This window comes from Amycolatopsis sp. NPDC049688 (genome assembly GCF_040674975.1).
GTDB lineage: Bacteria > Actinomycetota > Actinomycetes > Mycobacteriales > Pseudonocardiaceae > Amycolatopsis.
The window spans coordinates 556,937-577,045 of the sequence record NZ_JBFANY010000003.1; the positions used below are offsets into that span (position 1 = coordinate 556,937).

Sequence of the window (20,109 nt, forward strand, 5' to 3'; positions counted from 1 at the left end):
GCCCTTCCTCGTCAGGCCTGCGGCGCCGGGCGCCCGGCCGGGCCCTGGCGGTTGTAGTCGGCCACGAACGCGGCGCGCTGCTCGTCGGTCATCTGGTTGAGCAGCACGTTCGGCGACTGCACCTCGGGCATCCGGCGCAGGTGGTCGAGGGTCCACATCTTCTTCGGGTCGAGGTCCAGGTGCGGCTGGGCGACCATGGTCTTGCCGTCGTCGCGGACGAAGCCCATGTCGGAGACGACGTCGGCCCAGTTCCAGCCGTGGTAGAGCGTCTCCCACTCGCGGGCGCCGACCAGCTGCCCCATGTTCGGGGTGTTGCGGCCCTGGTAGGTGGGCCGGAACGCCTCGGCGTCGGTCCAGCGGCACGTCTCCGAGCAGTACGTCCGGTGCTGGCCGTCGACCTCGTCGACGACCATGTCCTCGCGGATCAGGCAGGGCACCATGCAGGTCCAGCAGCGGTGCGGGTACACGTAGTCGACGTCCTCGGCGACGATCGGGTGGTGCCCGTTCGGCGTCGCGAGGCGGTTGTAGTTCTCCCACCACTTGCCGTACTTGTCGTACCAGCCCGGGTACTTGTACTCGAACCACTCGAAGTCCTCGTCGGTCATCGGGTCGATGCGCCAGTAGTTGGCGAGCCACCCGGTGGCGAAGAACTGCGCGACTTCGTGGACGTAGCCCTTGTTCCAGATCCGGTTCCACGCCTCTTCGATGAGGTCGTGCGGGATCACCAGGCCGTACTTCTCGAGCGGGACGAGGTAGGAGCGGTAGTAGTCGTCGTAGATCCAGCGGCGCCACATTTCCGCGTAGCTTTCGCGGTCCTTGCGGCGGTCCTTGGTGCCGTACTCGATGAACGTGCCGATGGCGGCGTCGACGACGGCGTGGTTGTTCCACCACGCGTACCGCAGGTCGCGTTCGAGGAGCTGGTGGTTGCTTTCGTCGGACAACGCCATCAGCAGGGTCGCGTAGCCGTTGCTGATGTGGCGGGATTCGTCGGACTGGACCGAGTGGAAGACCGTGGGCAGCAGGTAGTCGCCGTTCGCGGCGGCCTCGGCCGGCATGGCGACGAACAGCGTGTTCGTGAACGCCGTTTCGGCGACGATCGTCAGGTAGATGCTCGCCGCGGTGATGGCGTCGCCGGTGATGAAGCCTTCGGCGAACTGGCGGCCGATGGTGCCGCAGTAGTCGTTCTGGAAGTTGCGCAGGCTCGAGTTGAAGCCCGCCGGGTCGATGTAGTTCTGCATGTACAGGCGCTTGAGGTTCTGCTGGATCGTCGAGTGCCGGACCTCGTCGATCATCTGGATCGCCTGGCCGTTGTGCAGTTCCGGGTTGGGGACGGTGCGGAACAGCAGCGGCATCGCCCGCGCCGCGGAGATCTCCGGCAGCGGGATGATCGACAGGAACAGCTTCTGCCACTCCAGCCAGCGTTCCTGGACCTGGCGGAACATGTTGCCGCGGATCGCGCCGTCCTCGGCGCCGTAGACCCGGTGGTCCTTTTCCTCCTGCATCGGGAAGTACGAGCGGAGGACCTGCTTCAGCGGGTCCTTCTTCTTGGCCTTGCGGAAGGTGTAGTCGGTGCCGTAGTGCGAGACCGGGGTGTGGTACGCCGGTTCCCACGACAGTTCCTGGATCTTCTGGTGGGCTTTCGCCACACTCTGGCGACTCATGGATCAACTCCTTCTCTCCTGAGCTCGCCGCCCGGGGCGTCCTGCGTTCCCCATTGAAGGGGCGCGATCGCCGGACGCGGGTCTCAATCTGAGACAGAACCGCTGCTCAGGGGTTGTCGAGCAGGCGGGCGCGCAGCCCGGCCAGCTCGTCGTGGATCCCCGCCTGCACGCGCGCGTCGCCCTCGACGGTGGGCACGATCCCGAACGCGCGCAGCAGCGCGGCGGCGGGTTCGCCGGGGTGCCCCGCCGCGCCGAGCGCCGGGTGCAGGCCCTGCTCGGCCAGGTGCGCGAAGACCAGGTTGACGATCGTCCAGGGGTTGTACGTTTCGGCGGCCATGCCCCCATCGCACCGCCGGTGCGCGGCCGGGAACGTCTCAATTTGAGACACCGGCGCGGGCATCGCGCGCTTACGCTGGACGGGCGAGGCACTACGGGAGGTCACGTGGACGAGACGGCGCCCGGCATCCTGATCGCCGACGACGCGCTCGCCCGCAGCCGGGTGCGGTTCCTGACCGCCGAACCGGTGCCGGAGGGCGCGGTCCGGCAGACGATCCTCGCCTCCTGGCGGCGGTCGCGGGAGTTCCGGGTCGAGGCCGACCGGATCGACCCGCTCTACCTCGGCGACCATAACCCCGACAGCCCGCTGGTCCGCGGCGCCGAGCCGGTGCTGCACAAGCTCGGCGAGCAGTTCGAGGGCCAGCCGATCAGCCTCATCCTCACCGACGCGAGCGGCGTCGTGCTCACCCAGCGGACCGGGGACGCCGATCTGGCCCGGCACCTGGAGCGCGTCGAGCTGGTGCCCGGGTTCAGCTACGGCGAGCAGTCCGTCGGGACGAACGGCATCGGCACCGCACTGGAGGACGGCCGTCCGACGACGGTGTTCGGCCACGAGCACTACGCCGAGCACCTGGAGAACCTGGCGTGCGCGGGGGTGCCGATCCACCACCCGATCTCGGGCAAGAAGATCGGTGCCGTCGACCTCACCTGCTGGTACAAGGACGCGGGCGGCCTGCTCGTCGCGCTGGCCCGCTCGACGGCCGAGCAGATCCGCCAGGCCCTGCTGCGGCACAGCGACCTGCGGGAGATGATCCTCTTCCAGGCCTACCTGCAGACCTGCCGGCGCTGGACGGGCATCGTGCTGGCGTTCAACGAGGACATCGTGATGATGAACGACCGCGCCCGGCAGCTGCTCGACCCGGCCGACCAGTCGGTGCTGCTCGGCCACGCCACCGAGGTGCTGGCCGAGGACCGGCGGACACCGGCGACCCTCGCGCTGTCCAGTGGCCTGCGGGTCCGCGTGTTCTGCCGCCGCGTCCCGGCGCAGCGGCCGGCCGACACCGCGGGCGGCGTCCTGTCGGTGAAGCTCATCGAAGCGGACGACACGCTCGCGATGTCGACGCCGACGGTGCCGCTGTACCTGCCGGGGGTCGTCGGTTCGGCGCCGCTGTGGCTGCGCTGCGGGCACGACCTCGACACGGGCCACCAGCGCGGCGAATGGGTCGCGCTGGAAGGCGAGCCGGGCACCGGGAAGCTGGCCCTCGCCAAGGGCGTGCACCAGCGGCACCACCCGGCGGCCCGGCTGCTGGCCGTCGACGCGGCGCCCGGCGCGGACTGGGACGCGCTGCGGCGCGAACACGCCGGTTCCCCGGTCCGCACGCTGGTGATCCGGCACGCCGAGCGCCTGACGGCCCCGGCCGCCAACGCGCTGGCCGTGGTCCTGCGGCAGCTGCGCGAGGCCCCGGACGCGCCGTGGGTGGTCGTCACGCTCGTGCCGGAAGCCGAGACCGAGCCGGCGCTGGCCGAGCTGCTGAAGTCCTTCCCCCGGACGGTCCGGGTGCCGCCGCTGCGCCACCACGTCGAGGACCTCGCGGAACTCGTCCCGCTGGTGCTGAGCAAGCTCGGCTACGGCGGGCGGCTGACGTGTTCGGCGGCCGCGCTGCACCTGCTGATGCGGGCGGAGTGGCCGGGCAACACCGGCCAGCTCCACCAGGTGCTGCGCAAGGTGGCCCAGCGCCGCCGGGCCGGCACCATCCGCCCCGGCGACCTCCCGGCGGAGTTCCACGCGGTGACCCGGCGGCCGCTCAACCGCTTCGAGTCGATCGAGCGGGACGCCATCGTGCGGTGCCTCGAAGACGCGGACGGCAACAAGGTCCGCGCGGCGAAGCTGCTAGGCATCTCACGGGCGACGATCTACCGCAAGATCCACGAGTACGGCATCGTGCCGCCGGCCCGGTAGCGTCACTTCGCCGGCGGGTTCACCGCCGCGGCGACGTCGGCGATCGTCTTCGCGTCGACCAGCCCGGTGTCCTCCAGGACCGTCATGTGGTCCAGGACGGTCTGGTTCGCCTGCGTCGCGTGCCGCCGGATGACATCGTTCTGCGTGCCGGCGCGGACCTCGGCGATGGTCGCGAAGATCTTGCCGTGCGACGCGCGGAGCAGGTTCGCGAACAGCTTGTCGAACTCCAGGCCCTGGGCGTCGGTCAGCTGGCGGACCCAGCCCTGCTGTTCGGCGGTGGCCTGGTCCGGCAGCGTCACGCCGAGCATCCTGGCGTCCTCGCGGACGAGCTGGTCGAGGTGCGAGTGCCCGTCCAGCAGGTGCAGCCCGGCGCGTTTCACCTGTTCGCTGCTGGCGTGCGTCTGCGCGAGGTCGCCCGAGGGGATCTCCCAGAGCCCGGCCTGGCGGACCTTGACCAGGAACGTCTTGTCGAGCTCGGTCACCGGACCGGCGCCTGCCACGTTGTCCCCGGTGCCGGCCTGGGCCGCCGACCCGAGCTGCATGTCGGCCATGGTGTGCGCCGGGACCTGCGCCTGCGTCGAGCCGGGCGCGGTCTGGGCACTGGCGTTCAGCACCATCACCGAGCCCACGCCGACCACGGCGAGCGTGGCCACGACGACCAGCGCGGTCCGGGCTTTGGCGCGGCCCGTCATGCCTCGGTGATCCGGCATGGTTCCTCCTCTGACGACAGTTCGGGTACGGGGTACACGGACGCCGTCGGGCGGAGGTTCAGCGAAATCCGAAGAAATTTCCTTGCGGGCCAACGGATTCAGCGCACGGACACGCTTTAGACAACGAAAAATGAGAGACAGCCGACCCGGCCGGACACCGCCGGCGAGCGCCGGGGATGTCCATCTTGACCGATGCTCTTGTGGTTGGCAAGTATTGCGGCATGCAATCCCTCGACGACGCAGCCCCGGGCACCGACCCGGACGTGGCCGCCCTCGACGGCCTCACCGTGGTCCTGGTCGGGATCGCCTGGGAGTGCGCGCACGCGGCGCCACCCGAGGTGTCGTTCCCGCAGACGCGGCTGCTGCTCGTCCTCGACCGCCTCGGCCGGGTCCCGAGCTCGCAGCTGGCGGCGGCGATGGGCGTCAGCGCGTCCTCGGTGACGCGGCTGGCCGACCGGCTCGAAGCCCTCGGCTACGTGGCCCGCGGCCGCAGCGCCGGCAACCGCAGCGTCGTGACGCTGGAGGTGACCGAGGCCGGCCAGGAGATCGTCGGGCGGATGCTCGACCGGCGGCACGCCGCACTGGGTGCGTTGCTGGACCAGCTGCCACCGGCCCAGCGCGAGGCCGCGGCCACCGCGGCCCGGCGGCTGGTGCACGCGGCCGCCACCCTCCCGGCGCTCGGCCCCGCCCCGCTGTGAGTGCCATCCTGGACGGCATGCCGACCCGGTGGACGTGCCCGCGCTGCGACCGCGAGTTCGCGCGCACCGGCCAGGGCCACACCTGCGTGCCGGGCTGCACCGTCGACGAGACGTTCGCGGGCAAGCCGCCGTGGCAGCGCGCGGTCTATGACACCGTCCTCGCGCACCTGCAGACCCTCGGCGACGTTCACGAGGACGCCGTCAAGGTCGGGGTGTTCCTCAAGCGCGACCGGAAGCTGGCCGAGCTGCGCCCGCGGTCGCGGGACGTGCTGGTGTACCTGTGGCTGCCGCGGCCGGTGGAAACGACCCGCATCGCGCCGGCGAGCTGGGCGAGCGGGCCACGGGTCGGGCACAAGCTGAGCCTCCGTGCGGTGTCCGATGTGGACGACGAGGTCCGCGGCTGGCTGACGGTCGCGTTCGAGACCTCCTGAGCCCCGACGAACGCGTGGTGCCCGCACAGGGATCCCCGTGCGGGCACCGCGCTCGGGTTCAGGAACCGCTGGGTCCCGTCCAGCCTTCGGGGACGTGGCCGAGGCGGACCCGCTGCGGGTGGTCGCCGACCGGCACCGAGAGGAGCTTGCGGCCCGTGGCGAAGTCGATCGCCGTGACCTGGTCGGCGCCGGCTTCGGAGATGATGCACGCGTTGCCGTCGCCGCTGACCGTGGCCCAGTACGGCTTCACCGCCGGCACCAGCGTGCCCTGCTGCAGGGACGCGCGGTCGACGACCGTGGCGTAGTCGTCCATCGTGCCGGCGACGCAGAGCTTGGTGCCGGCCGGGTTCATCGACATGCCGTGGTGGCGGGAGTCGTTGACGAAGGTCTTGCGGTCGTCGCTGGTCGCCGGGTTCTTCGGCAGTTCCTTGATCCGGGTGATCTTGTCGGTGGCGACGTCGTACTCGGCGAAACCGTTGAAGAACGACACCTGGAAGTACAGCTTCGACTCGTCGGGGGTGAACGCGACCGGGCGCACGGCGTCCGAAAGGTCGCTGCGGCCGAACGCGTCCAGCCGCTGGCGCATGTCGATCACCTTGACCTGGCGGAACGTCGCGGCGTCGACGACCGTGATGTGCCGGTCCCCCTTGGTGAAGTCCCAGCCCGGGTCGTCGAGGTCGGTGTTGACCTCGCCGATCGACATGTTCCACAGGTAACGGCCGCCGTCGGTGAACACGTTCTCGTGCGGCTTGTCGCCGGTGGCGAAGGAACCCACCTGCTGCCCGGTCACGATGTCGAGCACGTGCACGGTGTTGGACGTCGACGCGGAAACGGCGACCCGGCGGCCGTCCGGCGACACCGCCATGTGGTCGGACCGGAAGCCCGAAACCGGGAAGCGCCAGTTGATCCGGCCGGTGGTCAGGTTGATCGAGACGACGTCGGCGAAACTCGGCCGCGACGCCACCACCGAACCGCCGTCCGGCGTGGTGTACATGTCGTCGACGAACTGGTCGTGCCCTTCCCCGGGCCCGTTGCGGATGCCGAGGAAGAAGGCGAGCTTGACCGGGTTGAGGTAGATCTCCTGGAGGCGCTGGTCCTTGTCCGGGATGATGTTCACCCGCGCGATCCGGGCGAAGGAGCCGCGGGACTGGATGACGTCCGCCGTGCCGTCCCAGTTGTTGCCGACGAACATCACCTCCCGCAGGGCCGCGGGGGCGCCGGTGGCCGGCACCGCGGCGCCGGTCGCCAGGAGGGCGGCCGAGGCGGTGAGGCAGGCCAGCCGTGAGAGGTACGACCGCTTTCGACGGGAATCGCGCACGGGGAGACACCTTTCGACACTGAAGAGGTGCGGTGGATTTGGCGGGGAAACGAGGTTACTGTCCGGTATCGTCACGATAACCGGCCACCGGAGCCGCTCCGGTAGGGCCGCTCGCCCAACATCGCGGACGCGGTGTTGTGGCCCTGCCACAACGGGAGGGTGCCGTGCCGGCCTCGCCGCTGCTCCGGCAGGTGCTCGACGCGATGGCCGCCGACGACGCCGTCGTCGACGAGCTGGTGAAGGCCGCGCGGAGCCAGTCACCCGAGGTGGCGCGGCTGCCGGAGGCGGAGAACCGGCGGCACGTCCGGTTCCTGCTCTCGGCCGCGCTGCGCGCCACCACGAACCCCGACAGTGCCGACTACACCACCGCCGAGGCGCTGGGGGCCGACCGGGCCGCCCAGGGTGTCCCGCTCACCGACCTGCTGCGCGGGGTCCAGGCCGGGCGGACGCTCGCCGCCCGCTTCGCCGTCGAACGCGCGCGGGCCGCGGGCTTGCCGGACGACGTCATCCTGGAGACCATCCTCGAGGCCGAGCGCTACACCGGCGCGCTGGAACGGCACATCGTCAAGGGCTACCACGCCGCCGAGCTCCAGCTGTCCCGCACGGTGCGGGACGCCCGGACGCAGGTGCTGCGCACCCTGCTGGTCGCCGGCCACCCGCCGACGCCGGAGGAGCTCCGGCACGCGGGACTGCGCCCGGACGGCCGGTACTGCTGCGTGGTGTCCGACGTCAGCGACCCGGCGCGGGCCCGGACGCTCGAACAGGCGCTGCTGGAGTTCGGCGGGGTGTACGGGCTGGTCGAAGGCAGGCTCACCGGCCTCGCGGCCCGGCCGCCCGCCGGGATCGCGCTCGCGGACGGCGTCCTGCTGGTGGTGGCGCCGCCGGCGGCGCTGCCCGAGCTGCGGGAGGTGCACCGGCTCTGCGCGGCGGCGGCGCGGCTCACCGGGCCCGGCCACCACGACCTGACCGGGCTGGCGGGCGAGCTCGCGCTGGCGGCCCAGCCGCTGCTCGGCGACCTGCTCACGACCGGCCTGCTCGGCGCGCTCGACCCGGCCAACGCGTTCCACCGCGAGCTGGCCGCGACGGCGCTGGCCTACCTCGACCACGGCCAGCGCCTCCGCCCGACGGCCGACGCGCTGCACCTGCACCCGAACACGGTCCGCTACCGCCTGGACCGGCTGGCCGAGCTGACCCCGGTGGCCCTGGCGGAGAACAGCGGCGGCCGCGTCCTCGACACGGTCCGGTCGTGGTGGGCCCTGCACCACTGGCTCGGCGGCCGATAAGGTCGCCGGCATGGCTGAGCCTCCCCGACTGCCGGCGACCACACCGACCGGAGAATGCGTTTTCTGCGCGATCGCCTCGGGCCGTGCGCCGGCGGCGTTCGTGCACGAGGACGACGAGTTCGTGGCGATCGTCGACCTGCGCCCGGTGACGACCGGCCACCTGCTGGTGCTCCCCCGGCCGCACCACCCGGACCTGGCCTCCCTGCCGGCCGCGGCCGGCGCCCGGATGTTCACCATCGCCCACGAGCTGGCGGCGGCGGTGCGGCGTACGGACCTGCGTTGCGAGGCGATCAACTTGTTCCTGGCCGACGGAGAGGCGGCAGGCCAGGAGATCCCCCACGTCCACCTGCACGTGATCCCGCGGTTCCCCGGGGACGGTTTCGTGTTGAGCGCCGATTGGCGGGTGCGGTCGCGGGAGGAGCTGGCGGAGGTCGCGGCGAAGGTCCGCGCGGCGCGCTAGGCTTTGTGGAGCTTGTCGGGGTGGTGGACGGCGGTCTTCCCGGATTTCTCGCTTTTGACCAGGTACTGGGGGTTGTCGGGGGACGCCTTGACATCCCGTTTGCCGGCGTGGGTGTCCTGGGTGATCTTCTCTTCGACGGTGCCGACGGAGCTCTGGTTGCCGGCGTCCCACTTGACGCGGTCGCCCTTCTTGAATTCCTTGCTCATGCCGCGCGGGTACCCGGATCCGCCCGATCTTCACCGGCTTCCGGCGGCGGGCACCGATACGGTGATGGTGTGGAGCTCTCCTCGTCGTTCGGCACGGCGGCGGCCGCCTATACCGAGCACCGCCCGGACTACGCACCCGCGGCGGTGCGCTGGGCACTCGGTCCCTCGCCCGGCCGGCGCGTGCTCGACCTCGGCGCCGGAACGGGCAAGCTCACCGCCACGCTGGTGGCCCTCGGCTTCGACGTGACGGCGGTCGAGCCCGACCCGGCGATGCTGGCCGAGCTGCGCCGTACCCTGCCGGACGTCCGGGCCCGGCCGGGCAGCGCCGAGTCGATCCCGCTGCCGGACGCGTCCGTCGACGCGGTGCTGGCCGGCAACGCCCTGCACTGGTTCGACATGGCCGTCGCGGGCCCGGAGATCGCCCGGGTCCTGGCGCCGGGCGGCGTCCTGGCCGGGTTGTGGAACGTCGTGGACGACCGGACCGGCTGGGTGGCCGGGCTGGCGCGCGCCGGCGGGCCCGCGGTGATCGGCCCACGGGACACGCCGGCCGGCTGGCGCGCCGAAACAGCGCGGCTGTGGCCGGCCTCCCGGTTCGGCGCACCGGAGCGGGCCGAGTTCCCGCACGGGCAGCACCGCACGGCCGATTCCCTGGTGGCGGCTCTGGCCACCCGGGCGGGCGTGCTGGTCATGCCCCCACGGGAACGAGCGGACACCCTCGCCCGGCTCCGCGCTTTCCTCACGCGTGAACCGGAAACGGCGCGCGGCGAATTCACCCTTCCGATGCTGACCTGCGTGCTGCGCGGCCGACGCGGGTACCTGTCCCGGATGGACGACGAGGAAACCCGCCGCGAATTCGGCAGCAGCGTCAACATGACCGCCAAGCAGCTCGGCGACTGGCTGGAGACCGACGAGTCGAAGGCGGCCGGGCAGCACGAGGACAGCGGCGAGTCGACCGGGCACAAGTCCGGGCGGCGCATCGTCGAGATCCTGCGGAAGAAGAAGGACGACCTGACGGAGGACGACTTCGCCCACATGCGAAAGGTGGTGGGTTACGTGCACCGGCACCTCGCGCAGCGGCCTTCGGGGGACGTCAAGGACACGACGTGGCGGCACTCGCTGATGAACTGGGGGCACGATCCCCTGCACCGGTAGCCGGTGCTCCATACGGCTGATTTCGCACGCCGGGGGTAACAGGTCAGCATCGGCGAAGTACCTACCGTCATGGGTGATTCGCTAGTCGCACTCGAGTCGGCCCTCGGGCAATTCGACGGAGCCGCCGCGCTGACCGCCTGCGAAGCACTGCGCGCGGACGGCGGTGATCTCGACCCGTGCGCCGAGGCCGGTAGGGTACGCGCGCTGTGGTTGCTGCGCCGCTGGGACGAGGGGCGCGCCGAACTGGCGAAGCTTTCCGCGGTGCAGGAGTCCGTGCACGTCGAGCTCGCACGCGGGATTGTGGCACTCGGGCAGCCGGATGATCCGATGTTCATGGCACTCGATCACGGAGCCGCGCTGCGGGATGCCGATCGGGCGCTGGCTGCCTTCCGGGCTGCGGGTGAACTGGCCCTGGGGAACGCGGAAGCCCTGGCCGGACAAGCGACAGCGTTGCGCATGTCGGGGCAAGTCGACGAGGCCCTCCGGCTGCTCGACCACACGGACGTGGCGTGGACGACGTCACCGGCGGTCCGGGTGGAGCGTGCCCTCTGCCTGGCCGAACGTGGCGAGGTCAGCGCCGCACTCCGCTCAGTCGGCCGGGGCTTCGACTTCGACCGGGCCGATGTCCGAAGAAGTATCGTCCGTGCCAAGTTGCTGCAGATCGGTACGATCACCTCCGCGGATGCAGCGGCATCGGCCGATGATCTCCGGCGGCAGTTCCCGGGGCATGCCGGAGCACTCGAAGCCCATGGCTGGGCCTTGACCGCCCGCCAATCGTACGGGGCAGCAGGTGAAGTGTTCCGGAAATCGATGGCGATCGACAGCTCACGACCGGGATCCGTACTGGGCATGGTGACCACCATGGTGGCGCAGCGAGACTTCACCGCGGCGAGGGAACTGACCGAGACGGCACTTCGACGCGACCCGATGAGCCCGCAACTGAACCTTTGCCGCGCCCGGGTGCTGGAGGCCGAGGAGGCGCCACCGCCGAAGACCATCGAGGCGTACCGGCGCGTGCTCGACGCGGACCCCCGGATGTTCGGGGCGCACCTGCAGCTCGCCGGCACGCTGGTGGACCTGAACCGGCGAACCGAAGCACAGGAGGTCATCGCCGCCTTCCAGCGACAGTATCCGCACCATCCCGATGCCGTCCACGCATCGAACCTGTTGGAGGAGCCGTGGCGCATGCCCGAACGCTCCAAGATCCGGACGAGAATCGATCGTCCATGGCTCGAAGAGCGAGACAAACCCGAACGCGTCCTAGACCACTTGGCCGGCGAAGTCGCCCAACAGTGGCAGCTTCCCCGCACAGCGACCGAACGGCTTCGCGATCGCGTCGAAGCGAAACAGGACGCCTTGCTGGAACAGGCGTTCACGTACGAAAGTTACTACCTGTACCGTCGCAACTCCTATCAGGCAGTCGCCACACGAAGGCTGACAGGTAAACTTTGGCGAGGACTGGGCTACTTGCTGACCTGGCTCAGCGCCAGCACGGTTGTCGCAGCGATGCCCTGGCTCATTTGGCTGATCACCGAGGCTGCAGGTCTTCCGGATGGCTGGCGATGGACATTGGCCATAGGTGTTCCGGTAGCACTGCTCGCGCTTGTCGCGATCATCGAAACCTACCTGTTGATCGTCGATATCCCGATTTTGCACATGGACGTCCCCGAGCTGGCCGTCACCGTCTTCGTGCTGTGCGTGCCATCGGCCGCGGTTTGGCAATGTATTGCCTGGAACGGACCTTTGCCGGGAATCATCCTTGGATCTTCCGTATCAGCAGTATTCGCAGCATCCTACAAGATCGGAAGACGACTGAGCCTCGACATTCAATTTGAGCAGTCGATGACGCAGCACGCTTTCGACGAATGGCTGGAATATCTTTACGGCGCCGGAATCCTGCCCCTTGCGGCAGAAGTCGGCGGGGAACTCTCCTCACCCTACGGAACCGTTCTGCCGTCGAGCAGCAAAACCGTGTCCGAGGCGGTCGTCGACATCGACACGCAGGCGACCAAAGAGCTTCGCCAACTGCTCCGGCAGCGCAGCAAGGGCAGCTTCGCGCTCGCCGGGCCGCGTGGTGCCGGTAAGTCCACGCTGCTCGGACGGTGGTGCGCCGGGCAACTGCTGCGCGAAACCGGCGCGCAGGAGGCACGCATGGATCTGACCGTGCGGGTGGAGGCCCCCGTCGGATACCAATCCAAGGACTTCCTGACCCACCTGTTCGGCCGGTTGTGCGACGAGGTCGAGGAGTACGCCACGACCCACGACCTGGCGATCAGCACCCGGAGGCATCGATCCGCCGGAAGAGCGAAGCGATCCGTACTCCGGCAGGTGTTCCGTGGCGGAACCGGCTCCGACAGCCGGCACAGTCCCGGTCAGCGCGTCCTGACCGCCGCCGATCTTCGCCACCTGGCCAGGGGTGAACGGGACAAGCTGCGCTTCCTGCAAAGCCACACGACCGAGGGAGAACTTTCCCTCGGCGTCCCTTCCCTGTCCGGGACGGCACTCAAACGCAAGAGTTCCGTGAAACGGGATGACGTCCCGCTCAACCACCCCCAGCTGGTCGACCGGTTCCGCGCGTTCCTGGGCCTCGCCGCCGAGGTCGTCCGCGACCTGGACGGCAAGGTGCTCATCGGCATCGACGAACTCGACCGGATCAGCGACGGTGAAGGGGCACAGCAGTTCCTCAACGAGCTCAAGGCCGTGTTCAACCTGCCCAACTGCTACTTCCTCGTCTCGGTGTCCGAAGACGCGCTGGCCGACTTCGAGCTGTCGGCCATGGGGATGCGGACGGTGTTCGACAGCGCCTTCGACACGATCGTCCGCGTCGATTACCTGACGTTCGACCAGGCGAAACTGCTGCTCAACCGCCGCGTGGTCGATCTGCCGGAACAGTTCTCGGCGCTGGCGTACGTCGTTTCCGGCGGCCTGGCGCGAGAACTGATCCGGCTCAGTGAGGTGATCATCGATCACAAGCCGTCCGAGAAGCTTGAATTGGCCATGGCCGCGGCACGGCTGGTGCGCCGCCAGCTCGGCCGCACCACACGGGCGGCCATGGATCGGCTGAGCCGGTCGCCCGACCGCCGGGCGGGGGCCGCCCTGATCCCCGTGCTCGACGAGGACCCGGTCGACGAGCTGACCGGTGAGCTCCTCCGCACCTTCGCGGCGAGGATCGCTGCCACCGGCACCGACGACGAGGAGCCCGGCTTCGTGGCCGGCATCCGGCTCGACGTCGCGGTGATGGCCGAGTATCTGGCCGTCCTGCTCGACGTCTTCGACAACCGGCTCGACGAGCCGCGGATGGCCGTCGGCGCGGTCCGCGGTCCCGGTGGGTTCGAGACGCTGGCGCGGGCCCGGCGCTATCTCGGCGCCAATCCCTACGGTGCCCGGGAGCTCATCACCGCCTTCCGCAAAGCCTGGGAGTCGCTCGCGAACCGAGACCGCGCCGATCAGCAAGACTGACTCGAGTAATCCTTCAGCTCCAAGGCGTTCGCCGCTTCGCGGATCGGGCGGGACATCTGCTCCAGGACGCGGTTGCGGCCCGGGAGGTACGGCATCAGGCGGATCATCCGGGTGTTGAACCACGCGAACGCCCGCGACTGCGGGATGATCCCGCGCAACGCCGTCTTCGCCAGCGCCTGGTTCTTCTCGACGTACGGCCGCATCAAGGCTTCGTACCGGGGCAACGCCGACGCGAAGTCCGCCGCCAGCTCGCCCGCCAGGACGTACGCGCCCGCCAGGGCCAAGCTCGTTCCCTGGCCCGATGCCGGTGACGCGCAGTAGCCCGCGTCGCCCAGCAAGGTCACCCGGCCGGTCGACCAGCTGGCCATCACGATCTGGCACACCGGGTCGAAGTAGAAGTCGTCCGCTTCGCGCATGGCCGAAAGCAGCGGCGGGATTTCCCAGCCCAGGCCGGCGAAGCGGTCCGCCACGATGGCCTTCTGGCCGTCGACGTCGCGGCGGTCGTAGGACAACGGCGGGGCCGTGAACCAGAACGCCGCCTTCGCGTCTTCCGCCCAGGCCGTGCTGTACACGTTCACCATCCGGCCCGGCGCCGCCGAGTGCAGCAGTTCCCAGCGGTCGAGCTGGAAGCTGTTCGGCACCGTCGCGATGGAGATGTAGGCGTCGAACCGGCGCAGGTGGTCCTCCTCCGGGCCGAACGCCAGCGCGCGGACGCCCGAGTGCAGGCCGTCGGCGCCGACCACCAGGTCGAAGCGGCGGGGTGCGCCGTGGGCGAACGTCACCTCGACGCCGTCGGGACGCTGGTCCAGGCCGGTGATCCAGTCGCCGAAGACGTACTCGGTGTCCGAGCGCGTGGCGTCGTACAGGATGCGGGACAGGTCGCCGCGGAGGATCTCCGTGTCGTCGCCGTGGCGGAAGCCGAACGTGTCCGCGTCGAGCGTCGCCAGCTCCTTGCCGCGCTTGTCCACGAACGCCGCGCCCCGCATGTCGGTGCTCGCCGCGTGCACCTGGTCCAGGAGACCCATCCGGCGGACGACGTCGACCGCGACGCCGCGGATGTCGACCTTGTAGCCGCCTTCGCGCAGGCTCGGCGCGCGCTCGACGACGGTGGCCCGGAAACCGTGGTGGTGCAGCCACCAGGCGAGGGCGGGGCCGGCGACGCTCGCGCCGGAGATCAGGATGTGCTTCGTCATGCCCCGAAGGATCGGCGCGGCCGCTGACCGCTCACGAACCGAGCGCGAACCGCCGCTGACCGGCCTCCTCGACGGCCTGCTCGGGCGGCATTTCCCGGCCGCGGGCGAACGCCTCGGCGTAGGCGGCGGCGCCGAGGCGAGCCCGGACGCGGTCCGCCACCCCGGCGACGTCGGCGTCTCCGCTGACAGGGGCGCCGCGCAGCCCGACGGCCACGCCGAGCAGGAACGCCGCCCGCTCGTCCTCCGCCCGCCCCGCGAGAACGCCGGCCAGCCCCTCGATCGCCTGGGCCGCGCCGGGCAGGTTCGCGTGTTCCAGCGCCGTGGCCAGGGCCTCCTGGTACAGCTCGGTCGCCTCGTCCAGGCGGCCCTCGGCGGCCGCCGTCCAGCCGAAGCCGGTGTGGAGCCGGATCCGGGTCTCGCCGCCGGTCACCGGGTCGGCGGCCAGGGCGAGGGCCGCGGAGTACCAGCGCCGGGCCGCCGCCAGGTCGCCCGCGCGCCGCGCGATCTCCCCCAAGCCGCCGCGGGCGCGGGCGAGGGTCAGCGGCGTTCCGGCGGCGCGCGCCCGCTCGGCGGCAGCTTCGTAGTCGGCCCGCGCCGCCTCCGCGTCACCGGCGCGCAGCACGCCGTCGGCGCGGCGGCAGAGGAGGTCGGCCGCGTCCTCGGTGGCGCCGAGCTCGCCGGCCAGCCGCACGGACTCGTCCATCAGCTCGCGGAACCGCGCGTGGTCGCCGCGCCAGTCCGCGAACTCGGCGAGCTTCTCCAGTGCGCTCGCCGCACCCCACCGGTCGCCCAAGGTGCGGAACGCGTCCAGGGACGCCGAAAAGTGCCTTTCGGCTTCGGCGATCCGGCCGCGGTACTGGGCGCCGAGGCCGTCGCCGATCCCCGCGAACGCCCGGGACCACGCGTCCGGGCCGATCAGCGCGGCCAGCCGTTCGCCGTCTTCGGCCTTGGTGTGCGGGGAAAACGCCCACAGCAGGAACAGGTACGGATACCGCAGCGGCCCGTCGAGCCGCCGCAGGATCGGCTCGATCGCGACCTCGGCGGCCGACGCCTGGATGGCGCACAGGACGTATTCCTCGGCCAGTCCCGGCGGCGGTTCGGGACCGATCGCGGCCAGGACGGTGTCCGCGATCGGCGGCACCTCGCTCCGCAGGCCGCGCAGCCACCAGTACCAAGACAGGACCGCGATGAGCCGCAACGCGGTTTCCGGCTCCGCGGTGGCGCTCCAGCGCAGGGCCGCGTGCAGGTCGGCGTGTTCGGCGGTCAGCTCGGCCAGGGCCGTCAGCTGGCCGGCGCCGCGCAGTTGCGGCTCGTGAGCGCAGGCGAAACCGAGGAAGTACTGCGCGTGCGCCGCACGCCGGTCGTCGCCGTGCTCGGCGCAGAACGCGCGGATCGTCTCCAGCATCCGGTACCGGCCGCCGGCGAACTCGACGAACGACTTCTCGACCAGCCCGGTGAGCACGGCGTCGGAGCCATCGCAGACCCGTTCGACGGCGGCCGGCCGGGCACCGCCCGCGAACACGGCGAACCGGCCCGCGAGGCGTCGTTCGTCCGCGTCGAGCAGGTCCCAGCTCCACTCGACGACGCCGCGCAGGGTCCGGTGCCGGGGTTCGGCGGTCCGGTCGCCGCGGGACAGCAGGGCGAAGCGGTCGCCGAGCCGGGCGGCGACGTCGTCCGCGGACAATGACCGCAGGCGGGCGGCGGCGAGCTCGATGGCCAGCGGGAGGCCGTCGAGGGCGGCGCAGATCCGGGTCACCGCGCCGGGATCCGGGGCCTCGCCGGGCGCGACGGCCGCGGCCCGGTCGGTGAACAGGCGTGCCGCGGCGCCGGCGGGCAGCGCGCCGACCGGCACCAGCGTCTCGCCGGTCAGGCCCAGTGCTTCCCGGCTGGTGGCCAGGACGCGCAGGCCGGCGCACTCCCCCAGCAGGCGCCGCACCAGCCGGGCGACGTCGGCGACGACGTGTTCGCAGTTGTCGAGGACCAGCAGCAGCGGCCGGTCGGCCAGCCCGGCGGCCAGGCGGTCGGCGGGGCCGGCGGCCGCGCCCGGCGTCAGGACGCCCTGTTCCCGCAGGCCCAGCGCGGCGAGGACGGCACGCGGGACGTCGGTGGCCGTCGCGAGTTCGACGAAGCAAACCTCGCCCGCCACCCGCGCCGCGGCTTCGACGGCGAGCCGGGTCTTGCCCGCGCCGCCCGGCCCGGTGAGCGTGACCAGCCGGGCGTCGCGCAGGGCCGTGGTGAGCCGGTCGAGCTCGGCGCGGCCGACGAACGGGGTGAGCGGCACGGGCACCCGGCGCTCCGGCGCGGCCTGGAGCACCGCGAGGTGCGCGTCGGCGAGTTCGGGCGACGGGTCGGCGCCGAGGTCGTCGGCCAGGCGTTCCCGCATCTCGGCGAACACGGCGAGGGCTTCGGCGGACCGGCCGGCGCCGTGCAGGGCACGCACGAGCTGGGCGGTGAGCCGTTCGCGCAGCGGGTGTTCGCGGGCGAGCTCGCGCAGTTCGGCGACGAGCGGGTCGTGGTGGCCGAGGGCGAGCCCGGCGTCGACGCGGTCCTCGGTCGCGGCCAGCCGCAGTTCCGCCAGCCGGGCCGCGCGCGGCGGGTCGGCGAGCCCGTCGAGCGCCGGACCCCGCCACAGCGCGAGGGCTTCGGTGAACAGCTCCAGCTTCAGCGCCGGATCGGCGGTCTCCCGCGCCTGGGCGGTGAGCCGTTCGAACCGGTGGACGTCGACGTCCTGGGGGTCGACGGCCAGCCGGTACCCGGCGGGGGTGAACTCGACGAGACCGTCGGGGGCACCGCCGTCGCGCAAGCGCCGCCGGAGCCGCGAGACCTGGGACTGCAGGGCCTCGGCTGCGCCCTCGGGCGGGTGCTCGCCGTGCAGGCCGTCGATGAGCCGTCCGGCGCTGACAACGCGTCCGGCGTCGAGGGCCAGCAGGGCGAGCAGCCCCCGCAGCTGCGGGCCGCCCAAGGCGACCGGGGTCCCGTCGGGACGGCGGGCTTCGACCGGCCCGAGGATGGCGAACTGCACGCCGACGATTCTGGCCCACGCACCGGCAGGCTCACCGCCGCAGGCCGCGGAAGAACGTGCGGATGTCGGCCACCAGCAGCTCGGGCTCCTCCATCGCCGCGAAGTGGCCGCCGGAGGCGAAGTCCGACCAGTGCGCGATCTTCTCCTCCGGGTCCATGATCCGGCGGACCACCGGCGAGGTGTTGAACACCGCCCAGCCTGCCGGGACGGCCGAGGGCGCCAGCCAGCCGTGGGCCGCGTGCGCGGCCTCGTACAGGAACCGGGCCGCGCTCGCGCCGCTGCGGGTGAACCAGTAGAGGCTCACGTTCGTCAGCAGCCGGTCGCGGTCGACGCCTTGCGTGCCCGTCCACGCCTCGAACTTCTCCGCGATCCAGGCCAGCTGCCCCACCGGGGAGTCGGTGAGCGCGGCCGCGATCGTCTCGGGCTTGTGCGACTGCAGATCCAGGTAGCCGCGGCCCGCCTTCCACGCTTCGCGCGCCGCGTCCAGTTCGGACTGTTCGGCCTCGGACAGGCCCTCCGGCAGGGGAAGCTGCTCGCCGGCCAGCGCGATGGTGCCGCGGTCGCTGTTGACGTGGGTGCCGATGACCCGGTCCGGGTGCACCGCGGCGAGCCGCCCGGTGACGCCCGCGCCGATGTCGCCGCCCTGCGCCGCGAACCGGTCGTACCCGAGCCGGGTCATCAGCTCGGCGAACGCGCCGGTCGTCCGGGCCAGCTCCCAGCCGGCGCCGCTCAACGGTGTCGAGAACCCGAACCCCGGCAGCGACGGCACGACGACGTGGAACGCGTCCGGGCCGGGTTCGGTCAGGGGGCCGATGACGTCGAGGAACTCGGCGATCGAGCTCGGGTAGCCGTGGGTGAGCAGCAGCGGCACCGCGTCGGCCTGCGGCGAGCGGACGTGCAGGAAGTGGATGGCCTGGCCGTCGATCACCGTCGTGAACTGCGGAAACGCGTTGATCGCCGCTTCCTGGGCGCGCCAGTCGTAGCCGTCTCGCCAGTACTCGGCCAGCTCCCGGACGACCTCGGCGGGGATGCCGCGGGACCAGTCCGGCTCGTCGCCGGGCACCGGGTCGGCGAACCGGGCCGCGGCCAGGCGCCGGTGCAGGTCGTCCAGCTCGGCCTCGGGGATCTCGATGCGGAAGGGGCGGATTTCGTTCGTCATGACCAGCACGTTAGGAACCATTGCGGAAGACTTCCTTCCGCGATTCGTGCGATGCTCGGAAAATGCTGCAGACCTCCGCCCGCCTCCTCCGGCTGCTGTCGCTGCTCGAAACGCGGCGCGACTGGACCGGCGCCGACCTGGCCGGCCGGCTCGGCGTCTCCGCGCGCACGGTCCGCACCGACATCGGCAAGCTGCGGGAGCTCGGCTACCCGGTCGAGGCCGCCCCCGGGGTCCAGGGCGGCTACCGGCTGGGCGCGGGCGCGCAGCTCCCGCCGCTGCTGCTGGACGACGACGAAGCCGTGGCCGTCGCGGTCGGGCTGCGGACGGCGGCGGGTGTCGCCGACATCGGCGAGACGTCGGTGCGCGCGCTGGCCAAGCTGGAGCAGGTGCTGCCGTCTCGGCTGCGCCACCGCGTGCGGGCGCTGCAGACCGCGACGGTCGCGGTGCCCGGCGCCGGTCCGGTCGTCGACGCCGACGTCCTGACCGCGATCGCGGCGGCGATCCGGGCGAGCGAGCGGCTGCGGTTCGACTACACGAGCCACCAGCGGACGCCGAGCCGCCGCGACGTCGAGCCGCACCGGCTGGTCAGCTGGGGACGGCGCTGGTACCTCGTCGCCTGGGACACCGCCCGCGACGGCTGGCGCACCTTCCGCGTCGACCGGATGACGCCGAAGGTGCCGACCGGCCCGCGCTTCGCGCCGCGCGAGCCGCCGGAGGGTGACGTCGTGCAGTTCGTCCAGCGCAGCGCGGGCGCGGCGACCTGGCGGTTCCACGCCCGGGTCCGGCTACACGCGCCGGTCGAGCACGTCCGGGCCCGGCTGCCGATCGCGGTCGGCGTCACGCCCGAGGGCCCGGACCGCTGCGTCGCCGAGGTCGGGTCCGACCACGCGCCGATGCTCGCGCTGTACCTCGGCCTGCTCGAAGTGGATTTCGAGGTGCTCGACGCGCCGGAGCTCGCCGAGGCGCTGGCGAAGACGGGCGAACGGTTCCTGCGGGCCGCCGGCGCAGGGAGTCCGCCGGCTCCTGGATGATCGCCGGCTGCTGCCGCACGCGGCGGAGCGTCCGCCGTCGTCGCTGCTCGTGCCCGCATCCTGGGCACGCTGGGCGGGCGCCGCTCCATC

At 71.7% G+C, this 20,109-nt stretch carries 16 protein-coding genes and 1 pseudogene; 9 read left to right on the top strand and 8 right to left on the bottom strand.

What is annotated here, in order from left to right:
• Positions 1-11 precede the first annotated feature (11 nt).
• The gene (locus AB0J55_RS13580) at positions 12-1,661 is read right to left on the bottom strand and encodes a methane monooxygenase (protein WP_364247312.1); all 1,650 of its coding nucleotides are present in this window, start codon (positions 1,659-1,661) and stop codon (positions 12-14) included.
• A gap of 106 nt (positions 1,662-1,767) precedes the next feature.
• On the bottom strand, positions 1,768-1,998 hold the full coding sequence (locus AB0J55_RS13585; protein ID WP_364247315.1) for a hypothetical protein: 231 nt from the start codon (positions 1,996-1,998) through the stop codon (positions 1,768-1,770).
• A 105-nt stretch (positions 1,999-2,103) separates the two neighbouring features.
• Between AB0J55_RS13585 and AB0J55_RS13590 the strand changes: the two genes are divergently transcribed.
• Positions 2,104-3,897: a helix-turn-helix domain-containing protein gene (locus tag AB0J55_RS13590; RefSeq protein ID WP_364247325.1), complete on the top strand. Its 1,794-nt coding sequence runs from the start codon at positions 2,104-2,106 to the stop codon at positions 3,895-3,897.
• A gap of 2 nt (positions 3,898-3,899) precedes the next feature.
• On the opposite strand, the gene AB0J55_RS13595 is transcribed toward AB0J55_RS13590, so the two are convergent.
• Positions 3,900-4,607 (bottom strand): DUF4142 domain-containing protein, encoded by a 708-nt coding sequence (locus AB0J55_RS13595; RefSeq protein ID WP_364247332.1) that lies wholly within the window; start codon positions 4,605-4,607, stop codon positions 3,900-3,902.
• Positions 4,608-4,828: 221 nt separating this feature from the next.
• Between AB0J55_RS13595 and AB0J55_RS13600 the strand changes: the two genes are divergently transcribed.
• Both AB0J55_RS13600 and AB0J55_RS13605 read left to right on the top strand, forming a co-directional pair.
• The gene (locus AB0J55_RS13600) at positions 4,829-5,305 is read left to right on the top strand and encodes a MarR family transcriptional regulator (RefSeq protein WP_364247335.1); all 477 of its coding nucleotides are present in this window, start codon (positions 4,829-4,831) and stop codon (positions 5,303-5,305) included.
• A 17-nt stretch (positions 5,306-5,322) separates the two neighbouring features.
• Positions 5,323-5,736, top strand: a complete 414-nt coding sequence (locus AB0J55_RS13605; RefSeq protein WP_364247338.1) for a DUF5655 domain-containing protein — start codon at positions 5,323-5,325, stop codon at positions 5,734-5,736.
• A 58-nt stretch (positions 5,737-5,794) separates the two neighbouring features.
• On the opposite strand, the gene AB0J55_RS13610 is transcribed toward AB0J55_RS13605, so the two are convergent.
• Positions 5,795-6,928 carry a YncE family protein gene (locus AB0J55_RS13610; protein WP_364248183.1) on the bottom strand — a complete coding sequence of 378 codons (1,134 nt, stop codon included), beginning with the start codon at positions 6,926-6,928 and terminating at the stop codon, positions 5,795-5,797.
• 290 nt (positions 6,929-7,218) lie between these two features.
• On the opposite strand from AB0J55_RS13610, the gene AB0J55_RS13615 reads away from it, so the two are divergent.
• Together AB0J55_RS13615 and AB0J55_RS13620 are read left to right on the top strand one after the other, a co-directional pair.
• Positions 7,219-8,337: a helix-turn-helix domain-containing protein gene (locus AB0J55_RS13615; RefSeq protein ID WP_364247341.1), complete on the top strand. Its 1,119-nt coding sequence runs from the start codon at positions 7,219-7,221 to the stop codon at positions 8,335-8,337.
• A 10-nt stretch (positions 8,338-8,347) separates the two neighbouring features.
• Complete coding sequence (locus AB0J55_RS13620; protein ID WP_364247344.1) at positions 8,348-8,797, top strand: HIT family protein; 450 nt, start codon at positions 8,348-8,350, stop codon at positions 8,795-8,797.
• On the opposite strand, the gene AB0J55_RS13625 is transcribed toward AB0J55_RS13620, so the two are convergent.
• Positions 8,794-9,003 (bottom strand): DUF2945 domain-containing protein, encoded by a 210-nt coding sequence (locus AB0J55_RS13625; protein WP_364247350.1) that lies wholly within the window; start codon positions 9,001-9,003, stop codon positions 8,794-8,796. The genes AB0J55_RS13620 and AB0J55_RS13625 overlap by 4 nt on opposite strands.
• Positions 9,004-9,072: 69 nt before the next feature.
• Here AB0J55_RS13625 and AB0J55_RS13630 point away from each other — a divergent pair.
• The 3 genes and pseudogenes from AB0J55_RS13630 to AB0J55_RS13640 form a co-directional block, all read left to right on the top strand.
• Positions 9,073-9,444, top strand: a pseudogene (locus AB0J55_RS13630) (class I SAM-dependent methyltransferase); the annotation flags it as partial.
• Between the two features lie 384 nt (positions 9,445-9,828).
• Entirely contained in the window at positions 9,829-10,155 is a 327-nt protein-coding gene (locus tag AB0J55_RS13635) for a DUF3140 domain-containing protein (protein WP_364248185.1), read from the top strand.
• A 69-nt stretch (positions 10,156-10,224) separates the two neighbouring features.
• Positions 10,225-13,614 (top strand): tetratricopeptide repeat protein, encoded by a 3,390-nt coding sequence (locus tag AB0J55_RS13640; RefSeq protein ID WP_364247357.1) that lies wholly within the window; start codon positions 10,225-10,227, stop codon positions 13,612-13,614.
• Here AB0J55_RS13640 and AB0J55_RS13645 read toward each other — a convergent pair.
• From AB0J55_RS13645 to AB0J55_RS13655, 3 genes are read right to left on the bottom strand one after another with little or no spacing between them, the layout of a single operon-like run.
• The gene (locus tag AB0J55_RS13645; protein WP_364247365.1) at positions 13,602-14,807 is read right to left on the bottom strand and encodes an FAD-dependent monooxygenase; all 1,206 of its coding nucleotides are present in this window, start codon (positions 14,805-14,807) and stop codon (positions 13,602-13,604) included. The two genes, AB0J55_RS13640 and AB0J55_RS13645, sit on opposite strands and share 13 nt — an antisense overlap.
• A 31-nt stretch (positions 14,808-14,838) precedes the next feature.
• Positions 14,839-17,829, bottom strand: coding sequence for a BTAD domain-containing putative transcriptional regulator (locus tag AB0J55_RS13650; protein ID WP_364247368.1), 2,991 nt, complete (start codon positions 17,827-17,829; stop codon positions 14,839-14,841).
• Between the two features lie 31 nt (positions 17,830-17,860).
• Positions 17,861-18,988 (bottom strand): epoxide hydrolase family protein, encoded by a 1,128-nt coding sequence (locus tag AB0J55_RS13655; RefSeq protein ID WP_364247371.1) that lies wholly within the window; start codon positions 18,986-18,988, stop codon positions 17,861-17,863.
• Between the two features lie 62 nt (positions 18,989-19,050).
• Between AB0J55_RS13655 and AB0J55_RS13660 the strand changes: the two genes are divergently transcribed.
• A complete protein-coding gene (locus AB0J55_RS13660) occupies positions 19,051-20,019 on the top strand; it encodes a YafY family protein (RefSeq protein WP_364247374.1) in 969 nt (322 codons plus the stop codon).
• The last annotated feature ends 90 nt before the right edge of the window (positions 20,020-20,109 follow it).

Excerpts from the sequence above, each read along its gene's own strand:
- AB0J55_RS13625 (WP_364247350.1), bottom strand. The coding sequence starts at position 9,003 with ATGAGCAAGGAATTCAAGAAGGGCGACCGCGTCAAGTGGGACGCCGGC.
- AB0J55_RS13595 (WP_364247332.1), bottom strand. The coding sequence starts at position 4,607 with ATGCCGGATCACCGAGGCATGACGGGCCGCGCCAAAGCCCGGACCGCG.
- AB0J55_RS13635 (WP_364248185.1), top strand. The coding sequence starts at position 9,829 with ATGGACGACGAGGAAACCCGCCGCGAATTCGGCAGCAGCGTCAACATG.
- AB0J55_RS13660 (WP_364247374.1), top strand. The coding sequence starts at position 19,051 with ATGCTGCAGACCTCCGCCCGCCTCCTCCGGCTGCTGTCGCTGCTCGAA.
- AB0J55_RS13620 (WP_364247344.1), top strand. The coding sequence starts at position 8,348 with ATGGCTGAGCCTCCCCGACTGCCGGCGACCACACCGACCGGAGAATGC.
- AB0J55_RS13580 (WP_364247312.1), bottom strand. The coding sequence starts at position 1,661 with ATGAGTCGCCAGAGTGTGGCGAAAGCCCACCAGAAGATCCAGGAACTG.
- AB0J55_RS13600 (WP_364247335.1), top strand. The coding sequence starts at position 4,829 with ATGCAATCCCTCGACGACGCAGCCCCGGGCACCGACCCGGACGTGGCC.
- AB0J55_RS13610 (WP_364248183.1), bottom strand. The coding sequence starts at position 6,928 with ATGTTCGTCGGCAACAACTGGGACGGCACGGCGGACGTCATCCAGTCC.
- AB0J55_RS13645 (WP_364247365.1), bottom strand. The coding sequence starts at position 14,807 with ATGACGAAGCACATCCTGATCTCCGGCGCGAGCGTCGCCGGCCCCGCC.
- AB0J55_RS13640 (WP_364247357.1), top strand. The coding sequence starts at position 10,225 with ATGGGTGATTCGCTAGTCGCACTCGAGTCGGCCCTCGGGCAATTCGAC.
- AB0J55_RS13655 (WP_364247371.1), bottom strand. The coding sequence starts at position 18,988 with ATGACGAACGAAATCCGCCCCTTCCGCATCGAGATCCCCGAGGCCGAG.
- AB0J55_RS13585 (WP_364247315.1), bottom strand. The coding sequence starts at position 1,998 with ATGGCCGCCGAAACGTACAACCCCTGGACGATCGTCAACCTGGTCTTC.
- AB0J55_RS13605 (WP_364247338.1), top strand. The coding sequence starts at position 5,323 with ATGCCGACCCGGTGGACGTGCCCGCGCTGCGACCGCGAGTTCGCGCGC.